We start from the raw sequence: 22951 nt of genomic DNA, 5'->3' as shown, positions 1-22951 counted from the left end.
GAACTTGGAACAAGGATATCTTACTTTGGAAACAGGAGAAGTATTTGAAGGAGTCCTTATCGGTGCAGAAAAGGATACTCTTGGGGAAGTCGTTTTTAACACGAGCATGACCGGATACCAAGAAATTATCACCGATCCTTCGTACGCTGGTCAAATCATAACTTTCTGTTATCCCATCATCGGAAACTATGGAATTAATGCGAATGATGATGAAAGCATTACACCTGCCTTATCAGGAGTTGTTATTGGCGACTTATGTGAAACACCCAGCCATTATCAATCGATTGAACCATTCTCAGAAAAACTAAAACAGGCGGGAGTTACCGGAATTGCAGGAGTCGATACGAGACTTCTTGTCAAAACAATCCGCAGCCGCGGTACTGTTAAAGGATATCTAAGCCATAAAAAGACTTCAAACTTGCCAAAATCAGAAAAGCAGCCATTTTGGGTTGAAAAAGTGTCAACGGAGAAGATTCATTTTTTCAAAAACAATGGACCGCATGTGGTCTTAATTGATTTTGGCCACAAAAAGTCTATTTTAAATGCGCTATTAGAAGAAAATTGTGCGGTCACACTTGTGCCCTACAACACTCCGTTTGAGAAAATAAAAGCGTTGAATCCAGATGGTGTCCTGCTAAGCAACGGACCTGGTGATCCAATGGAACTAAAACAGTGGTTCCCGAACATCAAAAAAATCACCCAGGCCTACCCAACGCTAGGAATCTGCCTTGGTCATCAGTTAATTGCTTTAGCATATGGGGCGAAAACCACGAAACTTGCTTACGGGCACCGCGGCGGAAATCATCCCGTTAAGGAACTTAATACTGGAAAGGTGAAAATTACAGCGCAAAATCACAGCTATGTGGTCGTTGACGAAAGTATTGATGAAAACATCTTTTACGTCACATACCGCAATGTCAATGACAAATCGATAGAGGGATTAACACATCAAACCTATCCCATTCAAACCGTTCAATTTCATCCGGAAGCCCATCCAGGGCCAAGCGATACCGAATATATTTTGCAAGATTTCGTAAAACAGATAGCATCAGTGGGAGAGACAGTCTATGCCGCTAAATAAAAAACTAAAAAAAGTACTTGTCATTGGTTCTGGTCCGATCGTGATTGGCCAGGCAGCAGAATTTGATTATGCCGGAACACAGGCGTGTATTGCCCTCAAAGAAGAGGGGATTGAAGTCGTTTTAATTAATAATAACCCGGCAACGATCATGACAGATGAGACAACAGCTGACAAAGTATATATCGAACCATTAAACGTTGAAACAATTGAAAAAATTATTCAAAAAGAAAAGCCCGATGGGGTCATTGGCACCCTAGGCGGCCAAACAGGCCTGAATTTAACTGTAGAGTTGTATGAACAAAATATACTAGAAAAATATAATGTTGAACTTCTTGGCACCTCTGTTGAATCAATCAAAAACGGGGAAGACCGAGAAAAGTTCCGTAACCTGATGCTCGAAATTGGCGAACCGATTCCGGAATCTGCTATTATTCACAGCATCGCGGAAGGGGAAGCTTTCGTTAAAGAAATTGGTTTTCCAGTAATCATACGCCCAGCCTATACCCTTGGTGGAGAAGGAGGCGGCTTTGCCAATAACGGCGAGGAGCTTGAAAACGTCCTAAAGAAAGGCTTAGCAGCAAGCCCCATCCATCAAGTATTAGTTGAAAAAAGTATCAAAGGCTGGAAGGAAATTGAATATGAGGTCATGAGAGACGCTAATGATACATGCATCATTGTCTGCAATATGGAAAACATGGATCCAGTTGGTGTGCATACAGGCGACTCCATTGTTGTTGCTCCATCGCAGACATTAACAGATGTCCAATATCAAATGCTTCGTGACGTTTCAATAAAAGTAATCAGAGAACTAAAGATTATCGGTGGCTGTAATATCCAGTTTGCACTCCATCCGGAATCCAATCAATATTACATCATCGAAGTAAATCCAAGGGTCAGCCGTTCGTCCGCACTTGCTTCAAAAGCAACCGGTTATCCGATAGCTCGTATGGCGGCGAAGTGTGCGATTGGATATCACCTCGATGAAATTGTCAATCCAATCACAGGTAACACCTTTGCTTCGTTTGAGCCGGCGATTGATTATATTGTGGTAAAACTCCCTCGATTCCCGTTTGATAAGTTCCCTGAAGCAGATAGATCACTTGGGACACAAATGAAAGCAACAGGTGAGGTCATGGCAATTGACCGGACGTTTGAAGGGGCTTTAAACAAAGCCATTCGGTCAATGGAAATGAATGTATATGGACTTTGCCGCAAATCCAATCACACATTAAGTGAAGAAGTTCTTTTTGAACTGCTTGAAAAGGCCAATGACCAACGTTTATTTTTTATTGCAGAAGCTTTCCGAAGAGGAATCTCGCTTGAAAAAGTGCAGCAATTAACCGAAATTGACTTTTGGTTTTTACACAAAATTAGCTCAATCGTGACGTTAGAAAAAAAGCTTGCCAACTATGAATGGAGCAATGTTCCAACAGCGCTGCTGAAAGAAGCAAAACGAAATAACGTTGCAGATAAGCTGCTATCGCAAATTTTTTCTATTCCGGAAAAACAAATCCGCGATAAGTGGAAAGAACTTAACTGGAAACCGGGCTATAAGATGGTTGATACTTGCTCGGCAGAATTTGATGCTGTAACACCCTACTACTACTCAACATGGCACGGATTTGATGAGGTAGAGCCAACGGACAAGAAAAAGATTCTGGTCATTGGGTCGGGTCCGATTCGAATTGGCCAGGGAATTGAATTTGATTACTGCTCTGTACATGCTGCCAAAGCCATTAAGAAAAAAGGCTATGAGGCAGTGGTCATTAATAACAACCCTGAGACTGTTAGTACCGACTATTCCATTGCCGACAGCCTTTATTTCGAACCGCTTGCAGCAGAAGATGTTCTGCATGTGATTGCGAAAGAAAAAGTCGAGGGTGTATTGATTCAGTTCGGCGGGCAAACAGCGATCAATTTGGCACACGCGTTAGAAGAAGAGGGCGTCAATATTTTAGGGACGACAGTTGAAAATATTAATTTGCTAGAAGACCGAAAAGAATTTTACCAACTGCTTGAGGACTTAAATATCCCGCATATTGAAGGGAAAACAGTCTCACAGCCTGAAGAACTAATAGAAGCTGCCGCCAGGCTTGGATACCCGGTGCTCGTTCGTCCATCGTACGTTATTGGCGGTCAAGCCATGTTTACGATTTTTTCAGAAGAGGAACTCAATCAGTATATTATCCAGTTAGAGAATAATTCCCATGCAGAGATGTGGCCGCTATTAGTCGATAAATTTTTGCCGGGGCTTGAATGTGAGATAGATGTGATCAGCGATGGGGACAAAATAGTTGTTCCGGGAATTTTTGAACATATAGAAAAGGCTGGCGTTCACTCCGGTGACAGTATTTCCGTGTTCCCGCCGATCTCGATGTCTGCAAAAACAAAAGAAACCATTATTCATTACGCAGAAAAAATGGCGAAATCAGCGCCGGTAATCGGCATGATGAATATTCAATATGTCATTTATGATGACGAGGTTTACGTGCTTGAGGTAAATCCACGCTCGTCAAGAACTGTGCCAATCATCAGTAAAGTAACAGGAATTCCAATGATTGAATGGGCTGTCAGTGTTCAATTAGGAGAGAAGTTATCCGACTTGTCTAACGTGCAAGAGTTGCTTCCTGAACCTGGGTATTATTCTGTAAAAGCCCCAATATTCTCATCAAGTAAGCTTAAGGGTGTGGACCATGTTCTCGGGCCGGAAATGAAATCAACTGGCGAAGCACTTGGATTAGGCGTCACGTTCCAAGCTGCTCTTGAAAAAGCGTTTCCTGTTATTGGAGGCAAAACGGAAGCAAATACCCTCTTCTGTTCCATTTCGGATCGGGAAAAACCGGAAAGTCTTTCGCTAGTGAAAGAACTTAGTGATCTAAATTACAAGATTGCTGCGACAGAAGGAACAGCATTGTTTTTTGAAAAAAATGGTATATCAGTTGAACGTATAGTGAAGGACGAAAATGATGTAAATGGACTATTCCGAAACGAGCGGGTTAAGGCTGTCATTAATATACCGAACCAAGGACGACAAAAACAAAAATTTGGTTTCCACATTCGTGAGCATGCCGTTCGTTACAAGATCCCTGTGTTTACACATCTGGATACAATTGAAGCAATGATCGGCTTACAAAGCCAATTCATGTCGGAAAATGAAGTTCGTACAGTCCGTGAGTATTATCATATTGAAAAAAGGGGTGCTGAACATGTTAGAAGCCTATAAATTGATTGAAAAGAAGGAAATACAATTAAAGGGAAAAGACTTTTTACAGTTGTCAGATTTCAGCACAGATGAGATTCTTTATATGCTGGATGTGGCTCAGGAGTTAAAAGTACTGCAAAAGCAAGGGACTCCTCAGCCGCATTTAAGCGGTAAAGTATTAGGAATGATCTTTGAAAAATCCTCCACCCGCACGCGAGTATCATTTGAGGTTGGCATGTTACAGCTTGGGGGGCATGCCATTTTCCTAAGCTCGAAAGACATCCAGCTTGGAAGAGGTGAAAGTATTTCCGATACAGCAAAAGTGCTATCGCGCTATGTAGACGGGATCATGATTCGAACTTTTTCACATGAATCAGTAGAAGAGCTAGCAGAGCATGCAACAGTTCCGGTTATAAACGGGTTAACGGACCTGCAGCACCCTGTCCAGGTACTGGCTGATTTGCTGACCATCTTAGAGCATAAAGGGAAATTAGCTGGCCTAAAGCTGTGTTATATTGGCGATGGGAATAACAATATGGCCCATTCTTTAATGGAGGGTGCTGTTAAAGTAGGGATGAACATAAGCATCGCCAGCCCGGCAGGATATTTGCCTAATGGAAAAATAACTGAAAACGCCATCCAGGACGGAAAGATAACTGGAAGTACAGTAACAGTTACGAATGATCCGCTAAAAGCAATCAAAGATGCCGATGTCATCGTTACAGATGTTTGGACCAGTATGGGGCAGGAAGAAGAAACTGCTTTAAGATTAGAGGCATTTCAAGGTTTCCAAGTTAATGAGGAATTGTGTAAGCATGCGAAAAAGGATTTCATTTTCTTACATTGTTTACCGGCTCACAGAGGTGAAGAGGTGACTGCGGAAATTATTGACGGCTGCCATTCAGTCGTTTTTGATGAAGCAGAGAACCGTCTGCATGCACAAAAAGCAATTTTAAAACTTTTACTTGCATAATAGGTTCATTTTTTATAATATTAATTGTATAATAATTCTATCGATTGAATAAAAATTCAAAATGAATGCAAGGAGAATAGAAAATGACGAAAGAAAAAATTGTTTTAGCATACTCAGGAGGTTTAGATACATCTGTATCGGTTAAATGGATTCAAGAAAAATATGGTTATGATGTTATTGCTTTAGGTCTTGATGTTGGAGAAGGTAAGGATCTAGAGGCGATCAAAACCAAGGCATTGAATGTTGGCGCCGTTAAAGCCTATATCGTTGATGCGAAGGAATTGTTAGCGAAGGAATATATTCTTCCTGCTTTGAAAGCTAATTGTTTATATGAAGGGAAATACCCGCTTTCTTCTGCCCTTTCTAGACCGTTGATTTCAAAATTACTTGTTGAGGTTGCCGAAAAAGAAGGTGCAACAGCTGTTGCTCACGGCTGTACAGGAAAAGGGAATGATCAAGTCCGCTTTGAAGTATCGATCCAAGCACTTAATCCAAGCTTAAAAGTGGTTGCGCCGGTTCGTGAATGGGGCATGACACGTGATGAAGAAATCGCCTATGCCGAAGAAAACGGAATTCCAATCCCTGTTGATTTAGACAATCCATTTTCGATTGATGCAAATATTTGGGGACGTGCATGTGAGGCTGGAGTGCTTGAAGATCCATGGGCAGAGGCTCCAGAAGCAGCGTACGATTGGACAAATCCAATTGAATTAACACCAGACGCGGCAGAATATGTGGAAATTGAATTCGAGCAAGGTGTTCCGGTTGCCCTAAATGGCGAGAAACTTCCCTTAGTTCAACTAATTGAAACCTTAAATGAGCTTGGAGGCAAGCACGGTGTTGGCCGTATTGACCACATTGAGAATAGATTAGTAGGAATTAAATCTCGTGAAGTATACGAAAATCCAGCAGCGTTAATCTTAATCAATGCCCATAAAGAATTAGAGTTCCTAACTCTGACTCGTGAGGTTACTCAATTCAAAACACAGGTTGAACAGCAGATGGCAAAGATTATCTATGAAGGTCTCTGGTATTCACCGATTAAGCCTGCGCTTGATGCCTTTATTGATGAAACACAAAAAACTGTATCAGGTACAATCCGCGTCAAGCTCCATAAAGGAAATCATACGGTTGTTGGCCGTAAATCGCCGTATAGCCTGTATAATGAGGAATTGGCAACCTATGCAAAAGGTGACGCTTTTGACCATAATGCAGCAGTTGGATTTATTAAACTATGGGGATTACCAACGAAAGTATTTTCAGAGGTTAATAAAAAGGAAACCATTTTAAAATAAACCGGATTGCCCTCGAATCCTAGTTCGGGGGTTGTCTTCTTTCTAAGTTAAGGGGGAGCACTAATGTCTAAGCTATGGGGTGGACGTTTTACAAAGGAAACGAACAAATTGGTGGAAGAATTCACTGCATCCATTCATTTTGATCAAAAATTGGCAAAAGAAGATATCGCCGGCAGTCTGGCACACGTACAAATGCTGGGGGAATGTGGCATTATTCCGATGGAGGATGCGGACAAAATTAAGGACGGTCTTCTTTCTATTAAAAAGTTGGTAGATGAAAACAAAGTTGAGTTTTTAGTAGAAGATGAAGATATTCATATGAATATCGAAAAACTATTGATTGAAAAAATCGGTTCTGTCGGCGGTAAGCTTCATACAGGGCGCAGCCGTAATGATCAAGTCGCAACCGACATGCATCTTTATTTACGGACAAAAACAACCGAATTAATTACGTTGCTTGAAGATGTCCAGCAGGCATTGATTGGGCAGGCTAAGGAGAATGTTCAAACGTTAATTCCCGGGTATACCCACCTGCAGCGTGCTCAGCCGGTTTCCTTTGCCCATCATGTCATGGCATATTTTTGGATGTTTGAACGTGATAAAGAAAGATTAATAGACTCTCTGAAACGGATAAATTGGCTTCCACTAGGTTCCGGAGCCTTGGCAGGAACGACTTTTCCTATTAACCGTGAGCGTGTAGCCGAGCTGCTTGGATTTGAAACGGTGTACCCGAACAGTATGGATGCTGTCAGCGATCGTGATTTTATTCTTGAATTTTTATCGATTGGTTCTATCATTATGACGCACATTTCCAGACTTTCTGAGGAGTTGGTTATTTGGTCAAGCCAGGAATTTCAGTTTGTCGAGCTGGATGATTCTTTCTGTACAGGCTCAAGTATTATGCCGCAAAAGAAAAACCCGGATGTTCCGGAACTGCTTAGAGGAAAAACCGGCCGTGCGTATGGCAATTTGATTGGGTTATTGACTGTTTTAAAAGGCCTGCCGCTCGCTTACAACAAGGATTTGCAAGAAGATAAAGAGGGCATGTTTGATACAGTAGAAACGCTTGAAGGTTCATTAAAACTGTTGGCCCCAATGATTGAAACGATGACCGTCAAAAAAGATGTGATGCGTAAGGCAATCAACAATGATTTTTCCAATGCCACAGATATTGCGGATTATTTGGTACGTAAAGGCTTGCCGTTCCGTGAAGCCCATGAGGTAATTGGAAAAATTGTTTTGTATGCCATCCAATCTGACAAGTATTTGCTAGATTTAAGTTTCGAAGAATACCAAGAGTTCAGTCCATTATTTGAAAAAGATATTTATCAGGTATTGGCTCCTGAACATGTAGTTGCAGTAAGAAACAGCTTTGGCGGAACAGCGCCCGAACAAGTCTTGAAACAAATTGAGCTTGCAGAAGGGAAACTTTAAAAAATCCATGGTAAATGCCCGCTATTTAGCGGGCTATATTTGTGTTCCAGTGTAATAGGGGTACCAAAAGTTTGAATAAAATACTAAAATATTAGATAATTCCCTTAAAAGAAACTAATTGGAGGAGAATAATGAAACTAAGAGTATCTGTGGTGCAGTACCACCTGCATACGATTCAAAACTTTGAGGAATTCGCAAAACAGTGCGAGCATTATATTAAAACGGCTGAAGAATTTGGGGCAGAATTTGTCCTCTTCCCAGAGTTCTTTACCACTCAGCTCTTATCCATCGGCAATGGCCAGGGTCAGAGCCTCACGATTAACGACTTGCCAAACTTTACTGAACAGTACCGTGAACTATTTTCTAATTTTGCAAAACAGACCAACATGCATATTATTGCGGGTACACACGTCCTAAAAAAGAACGAAAAGCTCTATAATACCGCCCATTTATTTTATCCGGACGGTCGAATCGGTGAGCAGGCTAAGCTGCATATTACCCCAACAGAGGTAAATGAATGGAATATGGCACAGGGCGATTCGTTTCAGATTTTTGATACGGATAAAGGAAAGATTGCGCTGCTTACCTGTTATGATATCGAGTTCCCTGAGATTGTCCGCATGGCAAAGGCTAAGGGTGCGGATGTTATATTCTGTCCATCATGCACAGATGACCGCCATGGCTTCCACCGTGTTAGATATACCAGCCATGCCCGAGCGGTGGAGAACCAGGTATATGTGGTCCTAACCGGAACTGTCGGCTCGCTGCCGACGGTTGATTTTATGCGCGCTAATTTTGGCCAGGCTGCAATCATCACTCCAAATGATATTCCATTCCCGCCTAAAGGCTTATTGGTTGAAGGGGAACTGAATAATGACATGGTCGTAACTGCAGATTTAGATTTAGAACTTTTATATAAAGTTCGGGAACATGGTTCGGTCACAACCTGGCGTGATCGCAGAACAGACCTTTATACAGATTGGTCATAAAGGATGTGGAAACATGTATCGAAGTGATTTTTATGTGTATGACCAAGGTAAACCTGTAAAGGTCTTCATCCGTAATTACACAGAAACAGATTTTGATCAGCTGATTGAAATCCAGTCCGAATGCTTTCCACCGCCTTTTCCTGAAGAATTATGGTGGAATAAACAGCAATTATTAAACCATGTTACCATTTTTCCAGAGGGTGCATTATGCTGCGAAATAGATGGTATATTAGTTGGATCATTGACAGGTCTATGTGTTGACTTTGATTTAAATAATCACAACCATACTTGGGAAGAAATCACCGATCATGGGTACATCCGCAGCCATAATCCTAATGGTGATACATTATATATTGTTGATATCAGTATTCGTCCAAAGTTCCGAAAACTCGGGCTTGGAAAATTATTGATGCAGGCGATGTACCATGTTGTCATTGAAAAAGGATATACCAGGCTGCTGGGAGGAGGCCGGATGCCTGGCTACCATAAAGTCGCTGATAAAATGACTCCCGAGGAGTACTTGGCAGCGGTAATAAATGGCGGGATGCACGATCCCGTCATCAGCTTTTTGCTGCGCTCCGGCCGGAAACCTATTGGGGTTGCGAGAAATTACCTCGATGATGAAGAATCCTGCAATCATGCAGCGTTAATGGAATGGACAAATCCGTTTAAATCAGATAAAGGGGGCATAAATGCCAATGGAATATAAAAGAATTACCAGTATTGAAGACCCAAATTTTAAAAAGCTTCATGATTTAATGGAGGAAATTTTCCCGCCGGAGGAAGTACTGGAATATGAGCTTTGGAAAGAACCATTAGAAGATCCAGGTATTCGGGTGTTTGTTGCTACTTTAGGAGACCAAGTTGTCGGAGCAACTGAATACCGTTATTATCCCGACTGGAATATCGCGATGACAGATTTTACTATCATCAGTAAACCTGGTTTAGGGCTTGGCCGCTTTTTAGCGCAAAACCGTTTAAAGGATTTAAACCAGCTTGCTAATGAAAATGGTAAAGTGCTATTTGGAATGTTTGCAGAAATTTATGACCCTTACCGGGTAGAGCATCACGAATTTGGCGGTGTAAAGGTAATGGAACCATATGTGCGCCGGGAGGTTCTATCGCACTTAGGCTATAAGCGGCTTGATCTCTCCTATGTTCACCCATCCTGGGAAAACAACGGGGAAGCTGTCGAGGGACTTGACCTTTGTTTTATGCCTGCTGATTATGAACTTGCGGCATTACCAGCCGGTCTTATTAGGGACTTCCTGACAAACTATTACTCTATCCTTTCCAATAAACCGAAGGAATGGCTGGAAATGATTGAACAAATTAATAAAAAAGAAACGATTCCACTATTACCCCTTTAATAAACAAGCCCGCCATCGACAGGCGGAGATTGTGGAAAAAGGCATCCGTATGAATATGCGGGTGCTTATTCTTTTAACGGATGTGGTAAAACTAGATTAACATACTAGGGAAATTCATCTACCGTGTTTTTTTGATAAAATGGTACAGTGCACCAATCATTCCTGCGTCATTTTGATACTTACAACTTTCAACTGGGATCTTAATGTCTTTCCACCAAGGAAGATGGTCAAGTTTATTGTTAATATTATCTAACAACCCTTGTTGGGCAATTACTCCACCGCCTATTAAAATTTTTTGCGGGTTTAAAGTTGCGGCCAGATTATATATTCCATAACTAATGTTTTGAATCCAGTCATCTAGTAGTTTTTTTACCGAACTATCATGGCTGGATTCTAAAAAAACTGTCTCTCCTTTAACCTTTTCATATTCACTAATACCCTTTAGCTTTTTATAGGACTTAATTAGGGCATAGGTAGAAGCATTGGAGTGCAGTATATCCCTATCATTGTTTCCCGCTTGAGTAATCATAAATCCAAATTCTCCGCCTCTGAAACTATGACCATGCAATAGTTTCCCATTAATAAATATACCCCCGCCTATTCCAGTACCAATTGTCACACAAATAAAATCGGTACAATTTTTGGCATTCCCACTTATTTTTTCTGCTAAAGCTGCGCAGTTTCCATCATTTTCAATTTCAACCGGCAGCGAAATTCTCTTTTTTAATAATTTTTTGAGATTCTGTTTATCAAGTGCTTTTACTGCGCCGGCCCGTTCTGAGTAACCTGAATGAGGGTTAATAAAGCCTGGTAAACTAATAGCCACACCACTAACATTATGATTGCTTGTATACATGTTAATGGTATCTGCCATTGTATTTAAAAATAATTCTAGATTTCTACCATGGGTATCGTAGCTGCCTTTTGAAAGAATAGATCCATTCTCTAGCAATAGCCCGTGCTTTACTTTTGTCCCTCCTATATCAAAACAAATATACTTTTTCACTTCACTTCCTCCTATCTGCAGTATATTGTAACCTTTAAGCGGTTTTTACTATTTTACCTTAATAATGGTTCCTTCATCTGAAGTCGGCTTTTGGAATTCTTTATATATTTGTTTTAAATCATGTTCAGATAGTCGCCTAAGCACTTTGTTACGTTGTTTGCAAGTTTCATAATCGGTATCTACGTAGAATATTTCCAATGTTAGTCCAAATTCCTTCGCAACTCGAATCCATCTTTTACGACGTTCTCTGGTTCTGTTGGTGGTATCAACAAGTACGTCATGTCCACTTCTAAGCAATGATCGTACCATAAGTTCGGCGTGATCCCACACAATCGGTTCAGCCTCTGCCTTATAAGTTTGGCCATGCAAAGCTAGCCTAATTTCATCTAGTGATACACGTACCCATCCTTGATTCTGAAGAATCTTACTGTATGTTGATTTTCCGCTTAGTGGCATCCCGCACATAATAGCAAGTTTCACTTTCATCTCTCCCAAATGAGATTAGCACTAGCTATCTAGATGAAAATAAATTCAACTTCACCTAAACAACAGGTTCTTCTACTTTATGAAATGCGAACGTGCAATGATTTGAAAGGGACAAAAAACTATGTTGATTTACCATAAATAGTCAATTCTTCTGCAATACCTAATCATTATTTGGAACCATGATACAAGCCGTTCCCCCACAAATCAATTCACATACAATAAGTAAAAATTAGAATGTATAAAACTTTTATAAATAAGGAGAGAGTTACAGTGTTAGAAAACGTTTCAATAATTGTACCTTTCCAAACAGACCATGGTCCAAGGGCGAAGGCTTTTGAATGGATTAAAAGGTATTATGCTCGTGTTATGCCCGAAGCTGAATTATGTTTGGGACTAATCAATGAAGAGGATATTAATAAATCTAAGGCTGTAAACTTAGCAGCTAAACAAGCAACAAAAGATATTTTTGTAATAGCTGATGCGGATGTCGTTTATAACCCCAATATTATTGTGGAAGCGATAAGATTACTTGATAAAGCAGCATGGGTAGTCCCTTTTACGGAAGTATATAATATTGAATGGCAAGGTACTAAAAGATTACTTAAAACAAAACCAACATGGCCTATTGATATTAAATATGAAGAATGTAGCAAATCAAAATGGGTTTATGAAGGATTTGCGGGTAAACTCTTTATCATTCCTCGAGAAAACTTCGAAGCAGTTGGCGGTTTTGATGAACGGTTCATTGGCTGGGGAGGTGAGGATGATGCATTTTCCCACGCTGTCCGTACGCTTTGTGGGGAGATTGTAAACGTTAAGGGGAAAATATTCCATCTATGGCACCCTAGTTCAAACTATCAAACGAATCCACATGGTAAAGCGAATGCTGATCTTCTTGGCCGCTATAAACAAGCAAGTGGAAATAAGAAAAAAATGACCAAGCTCATTAATGAACGGAAAAGTTCCCTAGATAAGATTAAAACTAATAATATTGATAATATAAACAGTTATAAAAATGAATTAATTGAATCTCTGCATATTGAAAATGAACAAAATACAAAAAAATATAAAAGTAAGAAATATCCATGGTATGAGGATAATTCCAAAAATTACTCCATATCTATTCCAATCAAAAGTAAATTTGGTAACTTAGAGCTTATTGTGCGGTCAGGTTCTTCTTTGACCCATTATTGGCAAGAACCTAATGGGAAGTGGTATAAAAGTAAGACGTTTGCTAAAGGAGTAACGGGAAACCCGTTATTTTTTGAAAATAATTCAGGGCAATTTGTGGTAGTCTGTAAATTAAAAACTGGTGAAGTGGGATTTTGGCTAAGAGACAACAAAAAACCTGACCATCCTTGGTCTGGACCAACAGTTTAGTAAGTTACTTCTTTATTAGAATTTGCCCAATGGCCAAATTATCTTTTTGTGTGGAGATATTTGGCCAAGAACAACAGATAAACAAAAAGGGAGATAGTGTATGTTTGAAAATGTTTCTATCATCATTCCTTTCCAAACAGATCATGGTCCAAGGGAAGAGGCCTTTGAATGGATAAAACGATACTATGCTGCAGTAATGCCAGATGCCGAATTATGTCTAGGGGTTTATAGCGACAATGAAATTAATAAATCGAAAGCTGTAAATCAAGCAGTGAAAAAGGCTACGAAAGATATTCTTGTAATTGCAGATGCGGATATTGTTTATGATCCTAAAATTATTTTAAAATCTATTGAACTACTTAAAGAAGCGGCATGGGTCGTTCCTTTTACAGAAATATATGATGTTCCCAAAGAGGCAACAAAATATCTGATTAGCAAACAACCAAGCTGGCCGCTAAGAGTAGGAGTAGAAGAATGCAATAAAGCTAATTGGATCTATAAAGGATTCGCTGGAAAACTAAATGTCATTCCGCGAGCGAATTTCGAAGCGGTCGGTGGTTTTGATGAGCGTTTTATTGGCTGGGGTGGAGAAGATGATGCCTTTTCACATGCCGTCAATACTATTTGCGGAAAATTCGTTAATATTGAAGCTAAAGTGTTTCATTTATGGCACCCAACTGCTTACACGGATTCAAACCTAAATAATCAGAAGCTGCTAAATCGGTATTTATCTGCAAGCGGCAACAAGTATGACATGTTAAAAATAATCACGGAACGTAAGGACTTTTTTGTGACGAAAAAATCCCTCTACTCTGAAAAGTTAAATAAGATTTCGAATTCCTCTCAAAGTAAAATCTGTTTTATGATCCTCGTTCATGAACAGCGGGACCTTGTGAAGGAATTAATCGATAATGTAAGACACTTTTGTCCCAATAGCACGATGGTCTTGTACAATGGCGGGGATGACCCAGCCCTTTGTGATAATTTAGGGGTTCCTGTATGTCCCTCCAGCCGAAAGTTGGAGCGGGGATTCACGACCATTTATTTTCTTGAGACTATGGAATGGCTCGAGGAGATGGGGATGGAGTATGACTATCTAATCAATATTGATTCTGATGCCTTGTTTTTCAGAAAAGGATATGAAGAATTCATTGAGAAACAAATGAGAGATACCGACTATATGGCGGTAAAACTGCGGATTCCTGAAGAAGATTGGTATATTGGGGACGAACTAAAGAAGGACCTATATAGATGGGAGAGGTTATTTAATGTAAACCCATTCTATGGAATTTTCAATGTTGGCCAAGTTATCAACAAATCGCTTGTAAAATCCTTACTTCATCCAGAAAGAAAGGATAAACTAAAAAGAGCTTTGCTTAAAACAATCTCTTTCGGCACAGACGAGATATTTTTTGTCAACATGGCAAGGGAGTTGGGATTCCGTATTAAAAGCTATCCAAACAATATGGACGAAAAGGTGATTCGCTATCGTCCATACCTTACTTTAGATGAAATAGTCTACTGCCTTAATGAGATTAATAATAGTTGGTTGTGTCATCCGGTTGAGCGTGATAAAAGAGATTTGGCTAGAAAATTTATTAAGCATCTTGGAACAGAATATTATAGTAAGCGATATCGTAAAGAAAAATATCCATGGTATGAAAGTAATCAGGATGGGTATACGCCTTCTTTACCTATTACTAGTAGTTTTGGAAATAAAGAGTTAATTGTGCGGTCTGGAAAAAATTATTTGTCACATTATTGGGAAGATCAAAGGACGGGAAAATGGTACAAGAGTGAAACATTTGCAAAAGGAGTAATTGGTACCCCTGTTTGGAATGAAACCGATTCTGGGCGGTTTGAGGTAGTAAGTAAATTAGCCTCAGGGGGGGTTGGATTATGGTGGAGGGATAATAATCAGAAAGAATATCCTTGGTATGGACCATCTCTAATCATTAGTCAGGATGTTGAACCTATTATGCTGACTCAGCTAGAGAATGGATCAACTTTATTAATTTCTAAGTATGGTGATAGACTAGGTTATTGGACCAATGAGCAGTAGAATAAAAAAAGAATTCATTAGATTCAAAAAAATCTTTCAAAGATGATTTTGAATTCATTGACAGTTCAAATTGTTTCAACTAAAATGAATTCTAATAATAAAATTTTGACACTTAAATATTACTCTTATCCAGAGCGGCGGAGGGACTAGGCCCGATGAAGCCCGGCAACCATCAAGGTATTCCTTGAAAAGGTGCTAATTCCTGCAGGTTATTTTTAACCTGAAAGATAAGAGGAGGAATCAGCCCTCTTCTTATGAAGGGGGCTTTTCCTGTTTTAGGCAAATAAAGTAAAGGGGCGGAAAAACATGTCTGTAATAAAAGTGGCAATTCTCGGTTTTGGAACGGTTGGGGAAGGAGTTTATCGGACGATCCAATCTCATGCGGCAAAGCTGACATCTGTTTTAGGCAAACAGGTAGAAGTGGCAGCGATCTTAATTAAAAACAAGCAGAAACAAAGGGAAATTAGTGATGAGGTGCTCGTAACGACAGATTTTGCAGATATTCTAAACCTGCCGCAGCTTGATGTTGTCGTCGAGGCCATCGTTGATAGAGAACCTACCAATTCTTTTTTGAAAAAAGCAATTGAGAAGGGATGTCATATTATTACCGCGAATAAAGAAATGTTTGCACATCACGGACAAGAATTGCTTAACCTGGCAGAGGAACATAATGTTTCGGTTGGGTATGAAGCGACAGTTGCAGGGGGAATACCAGTTATTCAGACGCTGAGACAGTTATTAAATATTAACCGAGTGAAGCAGGTGCAAGGAATTCTAAATGGCACTTCTAATTTCATTTTAACCGAAATGCGCGAGGAGAGACTGTCATTTGCCGAAGCACTAAAAGGAGCTCAGGTAAACGGGTTTGCTGAAGCTGACCCGACAAATGATATTGAGGGCTTTGACGCTTTTTATAAAGCAATGATTCTTAGCAGGATTGCCTTTGGAGAGGAACCAAACTGGCATGATGTAGAACGGGAAGGGATTACCAATATTACAAGTGAATTAATTGCAAAAGCGGAAGAACAAGGCTTAAGGTATAAGCATATTGCCCAAATAAGTAAGTCTGGGAAGCATATTAAAGCTACAATCAAGCCGGTCCTTGTTGGAAAAGAGCATCCTTTTTACCATGTGGAAGGGGTTCAGAATGCTGTCAGTATACAATCTGACATTGTTGGTGAAATCACACTTCAAGGACCAGGTGCTGGAATGTTTCCAACTGCCAGTGCTGTTATCGAAGATTTGGTTTACGTATGTAAAAACAATGCACCGTCCCAACGAACCACCGTTTTAACAACATTGTAAAAATGAAAACTATTCACATAAAAAGGAGCCCATAAGCTCTTTTTTCGTTTTCTAAGGGCTCAAGTTTAGTCAAAATCATTTGGATAACATATTGTGTAAAAGCTCGACCAATTGGACTAGTTATTTCATTAAACAATAAATAAGTGGGGTGCATCATGTTAGGAAATAGCTTTAAATGGTCAGAAAGTATAAAAAAGGAAAGTAGACCAAAAGAAACGAAGCAAAGTCATCAAATTAGTAACAGCTTGAGTTCCTCAATAAATAAAAACAATCAAGACATTGAAGTCAGTATTATTATTCCATCGCAAAATAAATATCCACTCAATTTATTTACCCTCTATTCACTTGAACTACAAACGTTTAATCCGGCAAAAATGGAAGTAATCCTAATAAATGATGCCTCGACAGACCAAACGGAAGAAAAACTAAAAGACTATTCCCCACCATACCATTTTAAATATATCCACAGTAAAAAAAATCTTGGAAGGGCAAAGGGAAGAAATTTAGGTATTCGTTCTGCCAGGGGGAGCATTCTAATTTTTCTCGATGCAGAAATACTCACAGAACCTGACTTTGTTGAAAAACACTATAAGTATCACCAATCGAAACATAACCTCATTTTATCAGGGGGGTTACATTCCAAAATATTATATTCATGTGTATTCCCAGACTTTTCTAAGAAAGAAGTAAACAGAATCACCTACCTAACAGAAAAAAACCAAGAGATATTTCAGAGACTTCAGGGTTGTAAGGATGTGCTTCAGGAACCTTATCCACTATTAGACAGAGGTGATTTAGTAAGGAAAATATACAGGGATATAGCATATAAGGAATATCCATGGTTTCGGCAAATAACAAGGAATTTCGGTGCGGATTTGGAAGGTTTTACCCTTCCATGGATGGCGTTTCTTACAAGGAATGTATCTATACGGAAAGAATTGATTGTGGATGCAGGTTTATTTGACGAGGAGTTTCACCATTACGGTTACGAAGATTGGGAATTAGGCTACCGTTTATACAAAATGGGAGCGCAATATGTTGTCAGTAATGAGTTGACTACTTACCATCAGGAGCATCCGGTGGCTAAAAACAAATGGAAAGAGACAATTGCCAACTTTGGTCTATTTACGGTAAAGCATCATGAAGTCGATGTTCTTATTCTTGGACTAGAACTTTCGGGGCTTACAGATTTATTGACCATGAACAAGATCTTAAGAGATTATAAATTGTTTCAGCAGTTGAAATCTGAGCACTTTCAAATTTTTCAGGAAAAATTCGTCCTCATCCTGGAAACGATTATCCTTATGCTTCAAGTTGATATTTCTCCAATTAATATTTTGGGGGCTGCAGGTTTTGGGACAAATGACCGGAATGAGCTCCTTAATGACGTAAATAATCTGACAGACTATCCTCATTTTAAAAAATTTTTACAACAAGTGATCAATTCATAACCATTGAAGGAGTGAAAAAGTGGTTTCCATTATAACGTGTACGATAAGAGAAGAGAGTATCGATAATGTTTTTAAAAATTATCAACAGCAGACCTGGAAGGATAAAGAGTTAATTATTATTTTGAATAAAGATTCGATGGATATTGACCGTTGGATTAAAAAGGCAAGGGATTATCCAAACGTACAAGTATTTCAGCTGCATGAAAAAGCAACCTTAGGCGACTGCTTAAATTTTGGAGTAATGAACGCAAACTCTGACTATATTGCGAAATTTGATGACGATGATTATTATGGTCCTGAATATATTACCAGTTCAATGGATGCCTTTAAAAATAAAAATGTTTGGATTGTCGGTAAAAGCTCTTACTATATTTATTTTAAAAATAAGAAAGCGTTAATATATGTCAACGGTACTAGAAATTCCATTACAGACACGGTTGCCGGGGCGACTTTACTGTTCAGAAAAGAGATGTTTTATCATATTCGCTTTGAAAAGGTAAATCGGGCCGAGGATTATTTTTTTATTGATCAAGCGAAAAAAGCAGGCTTCCAGATTTACTCCACAAATCCCCGCCATTTTGCCGTTATTCGTCAAGACTTAGAGCAGCATACTTGGAAGATTTCTGATGAAGATTTGATGGGGTGGGGCGATTTAGTCAGTTATACAGATGATTTTCAGTCGATTGTTTCAAAAAGTAAATAAAAAACATGAGCTAAAAAGACGGTAACAAGACTGTAAAGAAGCAGGGCAAAACCTGCTTCTTTTTTAGCCGACTGTCTTCGACCTAACGGGCTCGCCAATCGACGAGTTTTCTTTACGTAAAAAAGTACCTATTTGTTCTTATTACTTACCCGCTGGTTAGCAGCATTGGCACGTGCTTGTGCTTCAAGATCTGCGTTATCCGCTAATTCTTGTGAATATTCCACATCGATTCCATCTGATTTCATGTTTTTCGGCACCTGTGGAAGTGACCCTTTATTTTTATCCCGACTTTTATGTCCACGAGAACGACCCATTCGAAAAACCCCTTTCATTCGTAAAAAATAATAGGGAGCTGGAACGCCCCTAAAAATAGCTTTTACCGAACGAAAGAGGTTCATTAGTGGAAAAATTTTATATTGATTTAAAGCTTCGTTTTTCGGTCATGAAAACCGCCGGCACGATCTGCCATTTTAAATTCCCGTTGATAGGATACTTCCTGCATGCTTGTTAAAGGGTATTTACCTCGATCTTTATCCTTCTTTTTCTTTTCTGCCATTTTGCTCATTCCTTTCACCAATTTTAGTTAATCGTCATCAAGCTAAGTGGAAAAAAACTCATTTCCATTTTTGCCTAATACGAAAGGAAAGATACTAAATTTAGGAAAATATATTTTTTAAGCATTTTACTTAAGAGGAATATGGTAAAGTAGTTTTGAGGTGAAGAAAATGGCCATTATTACAAAAATCACCACACAGCAGAAAAATCAAGATCGGTTTAATGTGTTTATGGATTATGGTAAAGGTGAAGAATATGCTTTTAGTATTGACAGCGATGTATTAATTAAATACCAATTAAAAAAAGGGATGGAGCTTGATGATTTCTCTTTCTTGGAAATTCAATACCAGGATGACATTCGTAAAGCGTACAACCTTGCAGTTAATTATTTGGCCAGAAGGATGAGGTCTGAAAAAGAAATTAACGATTATCTTCTAAAAAAAGAAATGGACGAGCCCATCATCAAAGAGGTGATCCATAAATTAACCGCTCAGAAATACATAAATGACGAGGAATTTGCTGTAGCCTACGTGAGGACACAGGCCAATACAACAGATAAAGGGCCCGGCGTAATCAAGATGGAATTAAAGGAAAAGGGAATTAAGGAGTCAACCCTCCTACAAGTTCTAGAAGAATTTCCTTTAAACCAGCAGATTGAAAAAGCCACTAAAATAGCTGAAAAGTTTTTTCAGAAGAATACAAAGGAATCAAGCAAAATTCAAAAACAAAAGCTGGAAAATGTCCTGATGAGAAAAGGATATTCCTTTGAAGTCATCGCAATTGCAGTTAATGAAACAGAAGTCTCTAAAGAGGCTGATGAGGAAATGGATGCCATTCGATTCCAAGGAGAAAAGGCGCATCGGAAATTGTCAAAGTTCAATGGTTACGAGTATCGACAAAAGATGAAACAAGCTTTATATCGTAAAGGCTTTTCAATAGATTTAATCGAAAGATTCTTAGCGGAAAGAGAAGACTCATGACAAAAGCGTCATGAGTTTTTAAATTCAATAATAATGGAATCCTGATCCAATTTCTCCATGATAATTTTTGCAATTTCTTTTGCTGACCGTAAACGGGTTTTATCCTTAATATGATCGCTTTCATCCCAAAAAGGGGTATCCATACCGCCCATATATACCGCATTAAACTTAATACCGCTTCCTTCGTATTCCATTTGAAGGCTTTCTGTGAATCCTCTAACAGCAAATTTGCTTGCAACATATACGGCTTCATTCACTTTTCCACGCAAACCGGCAGTGGAGATAATATTCATGATTTGTCCTTCGCCAGTCTGCTCAAGAATAGGCAGGACGGCCTTTGTCATCAAGATGGTTCCGTAGACATTTGTATCCAGCATTTCGTTCATTTGCTGCACATTCATTTCGGCAAATGCTCCAAAATGACCAATACCAGCGTTATTGACCAAACCGAAAATGTCGAAGGTATGGCTTATTTCCTTTATTTTACCGAAGACATCTTCATGGTTTCGGATATCAAGCTGAAGAATATCCGCTCTTCCTCCTGCCGATTCAATTTCCATTTTTACGGTATTTAACTTCTCAGGTGTTCTTCCGGTTAATAAGAGGTGAAAACCCTTTTGTGAAAAAAGAAATGCTAGTTCTTTTCCTAATCCGGAACCTGCTCCAGTAATAACGATTGTTTTCATTATGTTAGCCCCTTCATATTAGATATTCCTTTATTAATTGTACAAATATTACTATACTAAAATAAAAGCATAAAGGGGAGTGAAGAAAATGCAGCAGGAGAAACGGTATAGTGCAATGTCAGAACACGAATTAAGACAAGAAATTGCGGCTCTTCAAGAAAAGGCAAGGAAAGCCGAGCAATTAGGGATGGTAAATGAGTTTGCTGTCCTGGAAAGAAAGGTACAAATGGCAAGAGCGTATCTAATTAATCCTGACTCTTTTAAACCGGGGGAAATTTATGAAATAGAAGGGGATCCCGGCCACTATTTTAAAATTGATTATATGAATGGCGTCTTTGCTTGGGGTTATAGACTAAAGGGCGATGGAAAAGAGGAGGCCCTTCCGATTTCCCTGTTAAAATGGTTAAAATAGCAAGACAAACCAGAGAAATGGTCTCTGGCTTGTCTTCTAAAATAAGAAATTTTCGACTTCGAGAATTGTCCAGCTCCAGCGCCCAGTAGCTAGTAGACTTCGCCCATCTCCCTACGATAAGTCAACATCGGATCGCTCCGCTCTCCGTGTTTCCTTTATCTCAGTCGAAGTGCTCCAGTCTATACGCTGCTAAACGGGCGCTTTCGCTTTTCTTAATACTGAGGCGATTCGTCATCCCGTTCTCCGGAAGCGCGCATCCGTTCTTGAGGATGGGTATTTATTGTTCCATTTGCTCGCTTTGAAGCATACTCCGCTTTTGCTCTTGGCTCGCCCTCAAGCTTATTATTATTTTGATTTGGAAAACCAGTTTCTTTATTTCTCATGCTGTACCTCCATGTAGGGAATGAGAAAAACGTGAATAGCAAAGCACTCTCAATGCTGAACACGTACCTTTAGTATTCGCTTTTTTTTGAGGGATATGTTATCAGAAAAAGGAAATAAAAAAGCGAGTGACCTAAGTCATCGCTTATTAACTGGGTATAATACTTAATTTTTTCCTTAGTTTCTTCTCACTAAACACCCATCCCGTATATGAGCTAATGGGATTTAAATCACTATCTAATTGAACAACGGCCACAAACGGGTAGTGCCCATTACTGCGATAACGTAAATCTATAAACCGGACTTCATAAAAATCATTGTACTCATCGACTTCCCAGCGGTAAACAGGTGAAAATGATAAAAATGCAGAAAGATTCTTATCCTTTTTGGCTGCTTCGATTACAGGCGTTTTTGGAACTGGTATACGGTTAAAGCGATCAAGGATTTCCACTGTATCTTTTACCGCCCTGCCTACAAAAAATTGCCGGTTATTCATGGCCGCAATTCGCCATTGATGAAATCGCATCGTTGGTGCAATAATGATTTCAGTGGCATCTGGAATGAGTGCTCTCACCCCAACCAGCACTCTTTTCTTAGCCTGGTAGCGCCTGATGTAGTAGCCAATAATCACGGCATACATCAGTAGAAAGGTAATGCCCGGATTTGCTCCCATAATCCAAATTATAATCCCAATCACATGAATACCGAAAATAATCGGATCAAATGTATTAATGACACCTAGTGCTACCCATTTCGATGAAAAGGGTCTAAGCGCCTGAGTCCCATAGGCATTAAAGATATCAACAAATACATGGATGAATACTGCGGCAAACGTCCATGCCCATAAATGCAATAAATTGGCTTCCGGGAAAAAAGGGTAAATAACGCCTGTAAGGAGTAGCGGCCATAAAAGTACAGCTGGTATGGAATGGGTAACTCCACGATGATTACGAATGTAAATCGCATTATTTCTTAGTTTTAGTACTGTATCAATATCTGGTATTTGTGAACCTGCAATCGTGGCAATTAACACACTGGTTGCAGTCGCATGGCTTGCAGCAACTGTTGGATCAAGCGTTGCAAGACCGCCTAGGGCAATTCCCATTACAACATGAGTTCCAGTATCCAAAAGGAAAATCCTCCTTCAATAAAAATCTTGTCAAAATAACCAAAATCGATTATCGTAAAACGAAATGTCCT

Annotated in this window: 22 protein-coding genes and 1 riboswitch; of the genes, 15 read left to right on the top strand and 7 right to left on the bottom strand. The window is 39.4% G+C overall.

Going from position 1 to position 22951, the window contains the following annotated elements; all coding sequences use genetic code 11:
* Positions 1-4 precede the first annotated feature (4 nt).
* From ACO1D1_RS14260 to ACO1D1_RS14225, 8 genes are all read left to right on the top strand, one after another.
* A complete protein-coding gene (locus ACO1D1_RS14260) occupies positions 5-1081 on the top strand; it encodes a carbamoyl phosphate synthase small subunit (RefSeq protein WP_149872622.1) in 1077 nt (358 codons plus the stop codon).
* Positions 1068-4304, top strand: coding sequence for a carbamoyl-phosphate synthase (glutamine-hydrolyzing) large subunit (gene carB / locus ACO1D1_RS14255; RefSeq protein ID WP_423336285.1), 3237 nt, complete (start codon positions 1068-1070; stop codon positions 4302-4304). Before ACO1D1_RS14260 ends, carB begins: the two co-directional genes overlap by 14 nt.
* Positions 4288-5256 carry an ornithine carbamoyltransferase gene (gene argF / locus ACO1D1_RS14250; RefSeq protein ID WP_149869082.1) on the top strand — a complete coding sequence of 323 codons (969 nt, stop codon included), beginning with the start codon at positions 4288-4290 and terminating at the stop codon, positions 5254-5256. Before carB ends, argF begins: the two co-directional genes overlap by 17 nt.
* Before the next feature lie 83 nt (positions 5257-5339).
* Positions 5340-6551, top strand: a complete 1212-nt coding sequence (locus tag ACO1D1_RS14245; protein ID WP_149869083.1) for an argininosuccinate synthase — start codon at positions 5340-5342, stop codon at positions 6549-6551.
* Positions 6552-6614: 63 nt separating this feature from the next.
* Positions 6615-7985 (top strand): argininosuccinate lyase, encoded by a 1371-nt coding sequence (argH, locus tag ACO1D1_RS14240; RefSeq protein ID WP_149869084.1) that lies wholly within the window; start codon positions 6615-6617, stop codon positions 7983-7985.
* 131 nt (positions 7986-8116) lie between these two features.
* A complete protein-coding gene (locus ACO1D1_RS14235) occupies positions 8117-8974 on the top strand; it encodes a carbon-nitrogen hydrolase family protein (protein ID WP_149869085.1) in 858 nt (285 codons plus the stop codon).
* A gap of 13 nt (positions 8975-8987) precedes the next feature.
* On the top strand, positions 8988-9683 hold the full coding sequence (locus ACO1D1_RS14230) for a GNAT family N-acetyltransferase (RefSeq protein WP_149869086.1): 696 nt from the start codon (positions 8988-8990) through the stop codon (positions 9681-9683).
* Positions 9673-10344, top strand: a complete 672-nt coding sequence (locus tag ACO1D1_RS14225; protein WP_149869087.1) for a GNAT family N-acetyltransferase — start codon at positions 9673-9675, stop codon at positions 10342-10344. The genes ACO1D1_RS14230 and ACO1D1_RS14225 overlap by 11 nt, the downstream gene beginning before the upstream one ends.
* Before the next feature lie 118 nt (positions 10345-10462).
* On the opposite strand, the gene ACO1D1_RS14220 is transcribed toward ACO1D1_RS14225, so the two are convergent.
* The gene (locus ACO1D1_RS14220; protein ID WP_149869088.1) at positions 10463-11350 is read right to left on the bottom strand and encodes an ROK family protein; all 888 of its coding nucleotides are present in this window, start codon (positions 11348-11350) and stop codon (positions 10463-10465) included.
* Positions 11351-11398: 48 nt separating this feature from the next.
* Positions 11399-11815, bottom strand: a complete 417-nt coding sequence (locus tag ACO1D1_RS14215; RefSeq protein ID WP_423336284.1) for an AAA family ATPase — start codon at positions 11813-11815, stop codon at positions 11399-11401.
* A 291-nt stretch (positions 11816-12106) separates the two neighbouring features.
* On the opposite strand from ACO1D1_RS14215, the gene ACO1D1_RS14210 reads away from it, so the two are divergent.
* The 5 genes from ACO1D1_RS14210 (at position 12107) to ACO1D1_RS14190 (ending at position 18737) form a co-directional block, all read left to right on the top strand.
* Positions 12107-13216, top strand: a complete 1110-nt coding sequence (locus ACO1D1_RS14210; protein ID WP_190284836.1) for a galactosyltransferase-related protein — start codon at positions 12107-12109, stop codon at positions 13214-13216.
* A 100-nt stretch (positions 13217-13316) separates the two neighbouring features.
* Positions 13317-15278 (top strand): galactosyltransferase-related protein, encoded by a 1962-nt coding sequence (locus ACO1D1_RS14205; RefSeq protein ID WP_423336283.1) that lies wholly within the window; start codon positions 13317-13319, stop codon positions 15276-15278.
* Positions 15279-15400: 122 nt separating this feature from the next.
* Positions 15401-15512: riboswitch (SAM riboswitch) on the top strand.
* A 72-nt stretch (positions 15513-15584) separates the two neighbouring features.
* Positions 15585-16583 (top strand): homoserine dehydrogenase, encoded by a 999-nt coding sequence (locus tag ACO1D1_RS14200; RefSeq protein WP_423336282.1) that lies wholly within the window; start codon positions 15585-15587, stop codon positions 16581-16583.
* A 155-nt stretch (positions 16584-16738) separates the two neighbouring features.
* Positions 16739-18034, top strand: coding sequence for a glycosyltransferase family 2 protein (locus tag ACO1D1_RS14195; RefSeq protein ID WP_423336281.1), 1296 nt, complete (start codon positions 16739-16741; stop codon positions 18032-18034).
* 19 nt (positions 18035-18053) lie between these two features.
* Positions 18054-18737 (top strand): glycosyltransferase, encoded by a 684-nt coding sequence (locus ACO1D1_RS14190; protein ID WP_423336280.1) that lies wholly within the window; start codon positions 18054-18056, stop codon positions 18735-18737.
* Positions 18738-18865: 128 nt separating this feature from the next.
* Here ACO1D1_RS14190 and ACO1D1_RS14185 read toward each other — a convergent pair whose 3' ends face one another.
* Both ACO1D1_RS14185 and ACO1D1_RS14180 read right to left on the bottom strand, forming a co-directional pair.
* Entirely contained in the window at positions 18866-19051 is a 186-nt protein-coding gene (locus ACO1D1_RS14185) for a YfhD family protein (protein ID WP_149869095.1), read from the bottom strand.
* A gap of 107 nt (positions 19052-19158) precedes the next feature.
* On the bottom strand, positions 19159-19293 hold the full coding sequence (locus ACO1D1_RS14180; protein WP_149869096.1) for a YfhE family protein: 135 nt from the start codon (positions 19291-19293) through the stop codon (positions 19159-19161).
* 169 nt (positions 19294-19462) lie between these two features.
* On the opposite strand from ACO1D1_RS14180, the gene recX reads away from it, so the two are divergent.
* On the top strand, positions 19463-20272 hold the full coding sequence (gene recX / locus ACO1D1_RS14175) for a recombination regulator RecX (protein WP_423336279.1): 810 nt from the start codon (positions 19463-19465) through the stop codon (positions 20270-20272).
* Positions 20273-20280: 8 nt separating this feature from the next.
* On the opposite strand, the gene ACO1D1_RS14170 is transcribed toward recX, so the two are convergent.
* Entirely contained in the window at positions 20281-20958 is a 678-nt protein-coding gene (locus ACO1D1_RS14170) for an SDR family NAD(P)-dependent oxidoreductase (protein WP_423336278.1), read from the bottom strand.
* An 88-nt stretch (positions 20959-21046) separates the two neighbouring features.
* Here ACO1D1_RS14170 and ACO1D1_RS14165 point away from each other — a divergent pair, with 88 nt between their 5' ends.
* Positions 21047-21370 (top strand): YfhH family protein, encoded by a 324-nt coding sequence (locus tag ACO1D1_RS14165; RefSeq protein ID WP_423336277.1) that lies wholly within the window; start codon positions 21047-21049, stop codon positions 21368-21370.
* Positions 21371-21582: 212 nt separating this feature from the next.
* Here ACO1D1_RS14165 and ACO1D1_RS14160 read toward each other — a convergent pair whose 3' ends face one another.
* Together ACO1D1_RS14160 and ACO1D1_RS14155 are read right to left on the bottom strand one after the other, a co-directional pair.
* Positions 21583-21753, bottom strand: coding sequence for a small, acid-soluble spore protein K (locus ACO1D1_RS14160; RefSeq protein ID WP_149869100.1), 171 nt, complete (start codon positions 21751-21753; stop codon positions 21583-21585).
* A gap of 146 nt (positions 21754-21899) precedes the next feature.
* Positions 21900-22880, bottom strand: coding sequence for a metal-dependent hydrolase (locus tag ACO1D1_RS14155; RefSeq protein ID WP_423336276.1), 981 nt, complete (start codon positions 22878-22880; stop codon positions 21900-21902).
* Positions 22881-22951: the final 71 nt, after the last annotated feature.

This window comes from Neobacillus sp. 19, assembly GCF_049463095.1.
In the GTDB taxonomy this organism is placed as follows: Bacteria; Bacillota; Bacilli; order Bacillales; family Cytobacillaceae; genus Neobacillus.
The sequence above is the reverse complement of the archived record's forward strand: the minus strand, read 5'-3'. Positions and strand labels throughout refer to the sequence as shown.

Coding starts and splice junctions, on each gene's coding strand:
- ACO1D1_RS14245 (WP_149869083.1), top strand. CDS start 5,340: ATGACGAAAGAAAAAATTGTTTTAGCATACTCAGGAGGTTTAGATACA.
- ACO1D1_RS14235 (WP_149869085.1), top strand. CDS start 8,117: ATGAAACTAAGAGTATCTGTGGTGCAGTACCACCTGCATACGATTCAA.
- ACO1D1_RS14185 (WP_149869095.1), bottom strand. CDS start 19,051: ATGGGTCGTTCTCGTGGACATAAAAGTCGGGATAAAAATAAAGGGTCA.
- ACO1D1_RS14160 (WP_149869100.1), bottom strand. CDS start 21,753: ATGAGAAATAAAGAAACTGGTTTTCCAAATCAAAATAATAATAAGCTT.
- recX (WP_423336279.1), top strand. CDS start 19,463: ATGGCCATTATTACAAAAATCACCACACAGCAGAAAAATCAAGATCGG.
- ACO1D1_RS14205 (WP_423336283.1), top strand. CDS start 13,317: ATGTTTGAAAATGTTTCTATCATCATTCCTTTCCAAACAGATCATGGT.
- ACO1D1_RS14225 (WP_149869087.1), top strand. CDS start 9,673: ATGGAATATAAAAGAATTACCAGTATTGAAGACCCAAATTTTAAAAAG.
- ACO1D1_RS14230 (WP_149869086.1), top strand. CDS start 8,988: ATGTATCGAAGTGATTTTTATGTGTATGACCAAGGTAAACCTGTAAAG.
- ACO1D1_RS14215 (WP_423336284.1), bottom strand. CDS start 11,815: ATGTGCGGGATGCCACTAAGCGGAAAATCAACATACAGTAAGATTCTT.
- argH (WP_149869084.1), top strand. CDS start 6,615: ATGTCTAAGCTATGGGGTGGACGTTTTACAAAGGAAACGAACAAATTG.
- ACO1D1_RS14170 (WP_423336278.1), bottom strand. CDS start 20,958: ATGAAAACAATCGTTATTACTGGAGCAGGTTCCGGATTAGGAAAAGAA.
- ACO1D1_RS14180 (WP_149869096.1), bottom strand. CDS start 19,293: ATGGCAGAAAAGAAAAAGAAGGATAAAGATCGAGGTAAATACCCTTTA.
- ACO1D1_RS14195 (WP_423336281.1), top strand. CDS start 16,739: ATGTTAGGAAATAGCTTTAAATGGTCAGAAAGTATAAAAAAGGAAAGT.
- ACO1D1_RS14165 (WP_423336277.1), top strand. CDS start 21,047: ATGCAGCAGGAGAAACGGTATAGTGCAATGTCAGAACACGAATTAAGA.
- argF (WP_149869082.1), top strand. CDS start 4,288: ATGTTAGAAGCCTATAAATTGATTGAAAAGAAGGAAATACAATTAAAG.
- ACO1D1_RS14200 (WP_423336282.1), top strand. CDS start 15,585: ATGTCTGTAATAAAAGTGGCAATTCTCGGTTTTGGAACGGTTGGGGAA.
- carB (WP_423336285.1), top strand. CDS start 1,068: ATGCCGCTAAATAAAAAACTAAAAAAAGTACTTGTCATTGGTTCTGGT.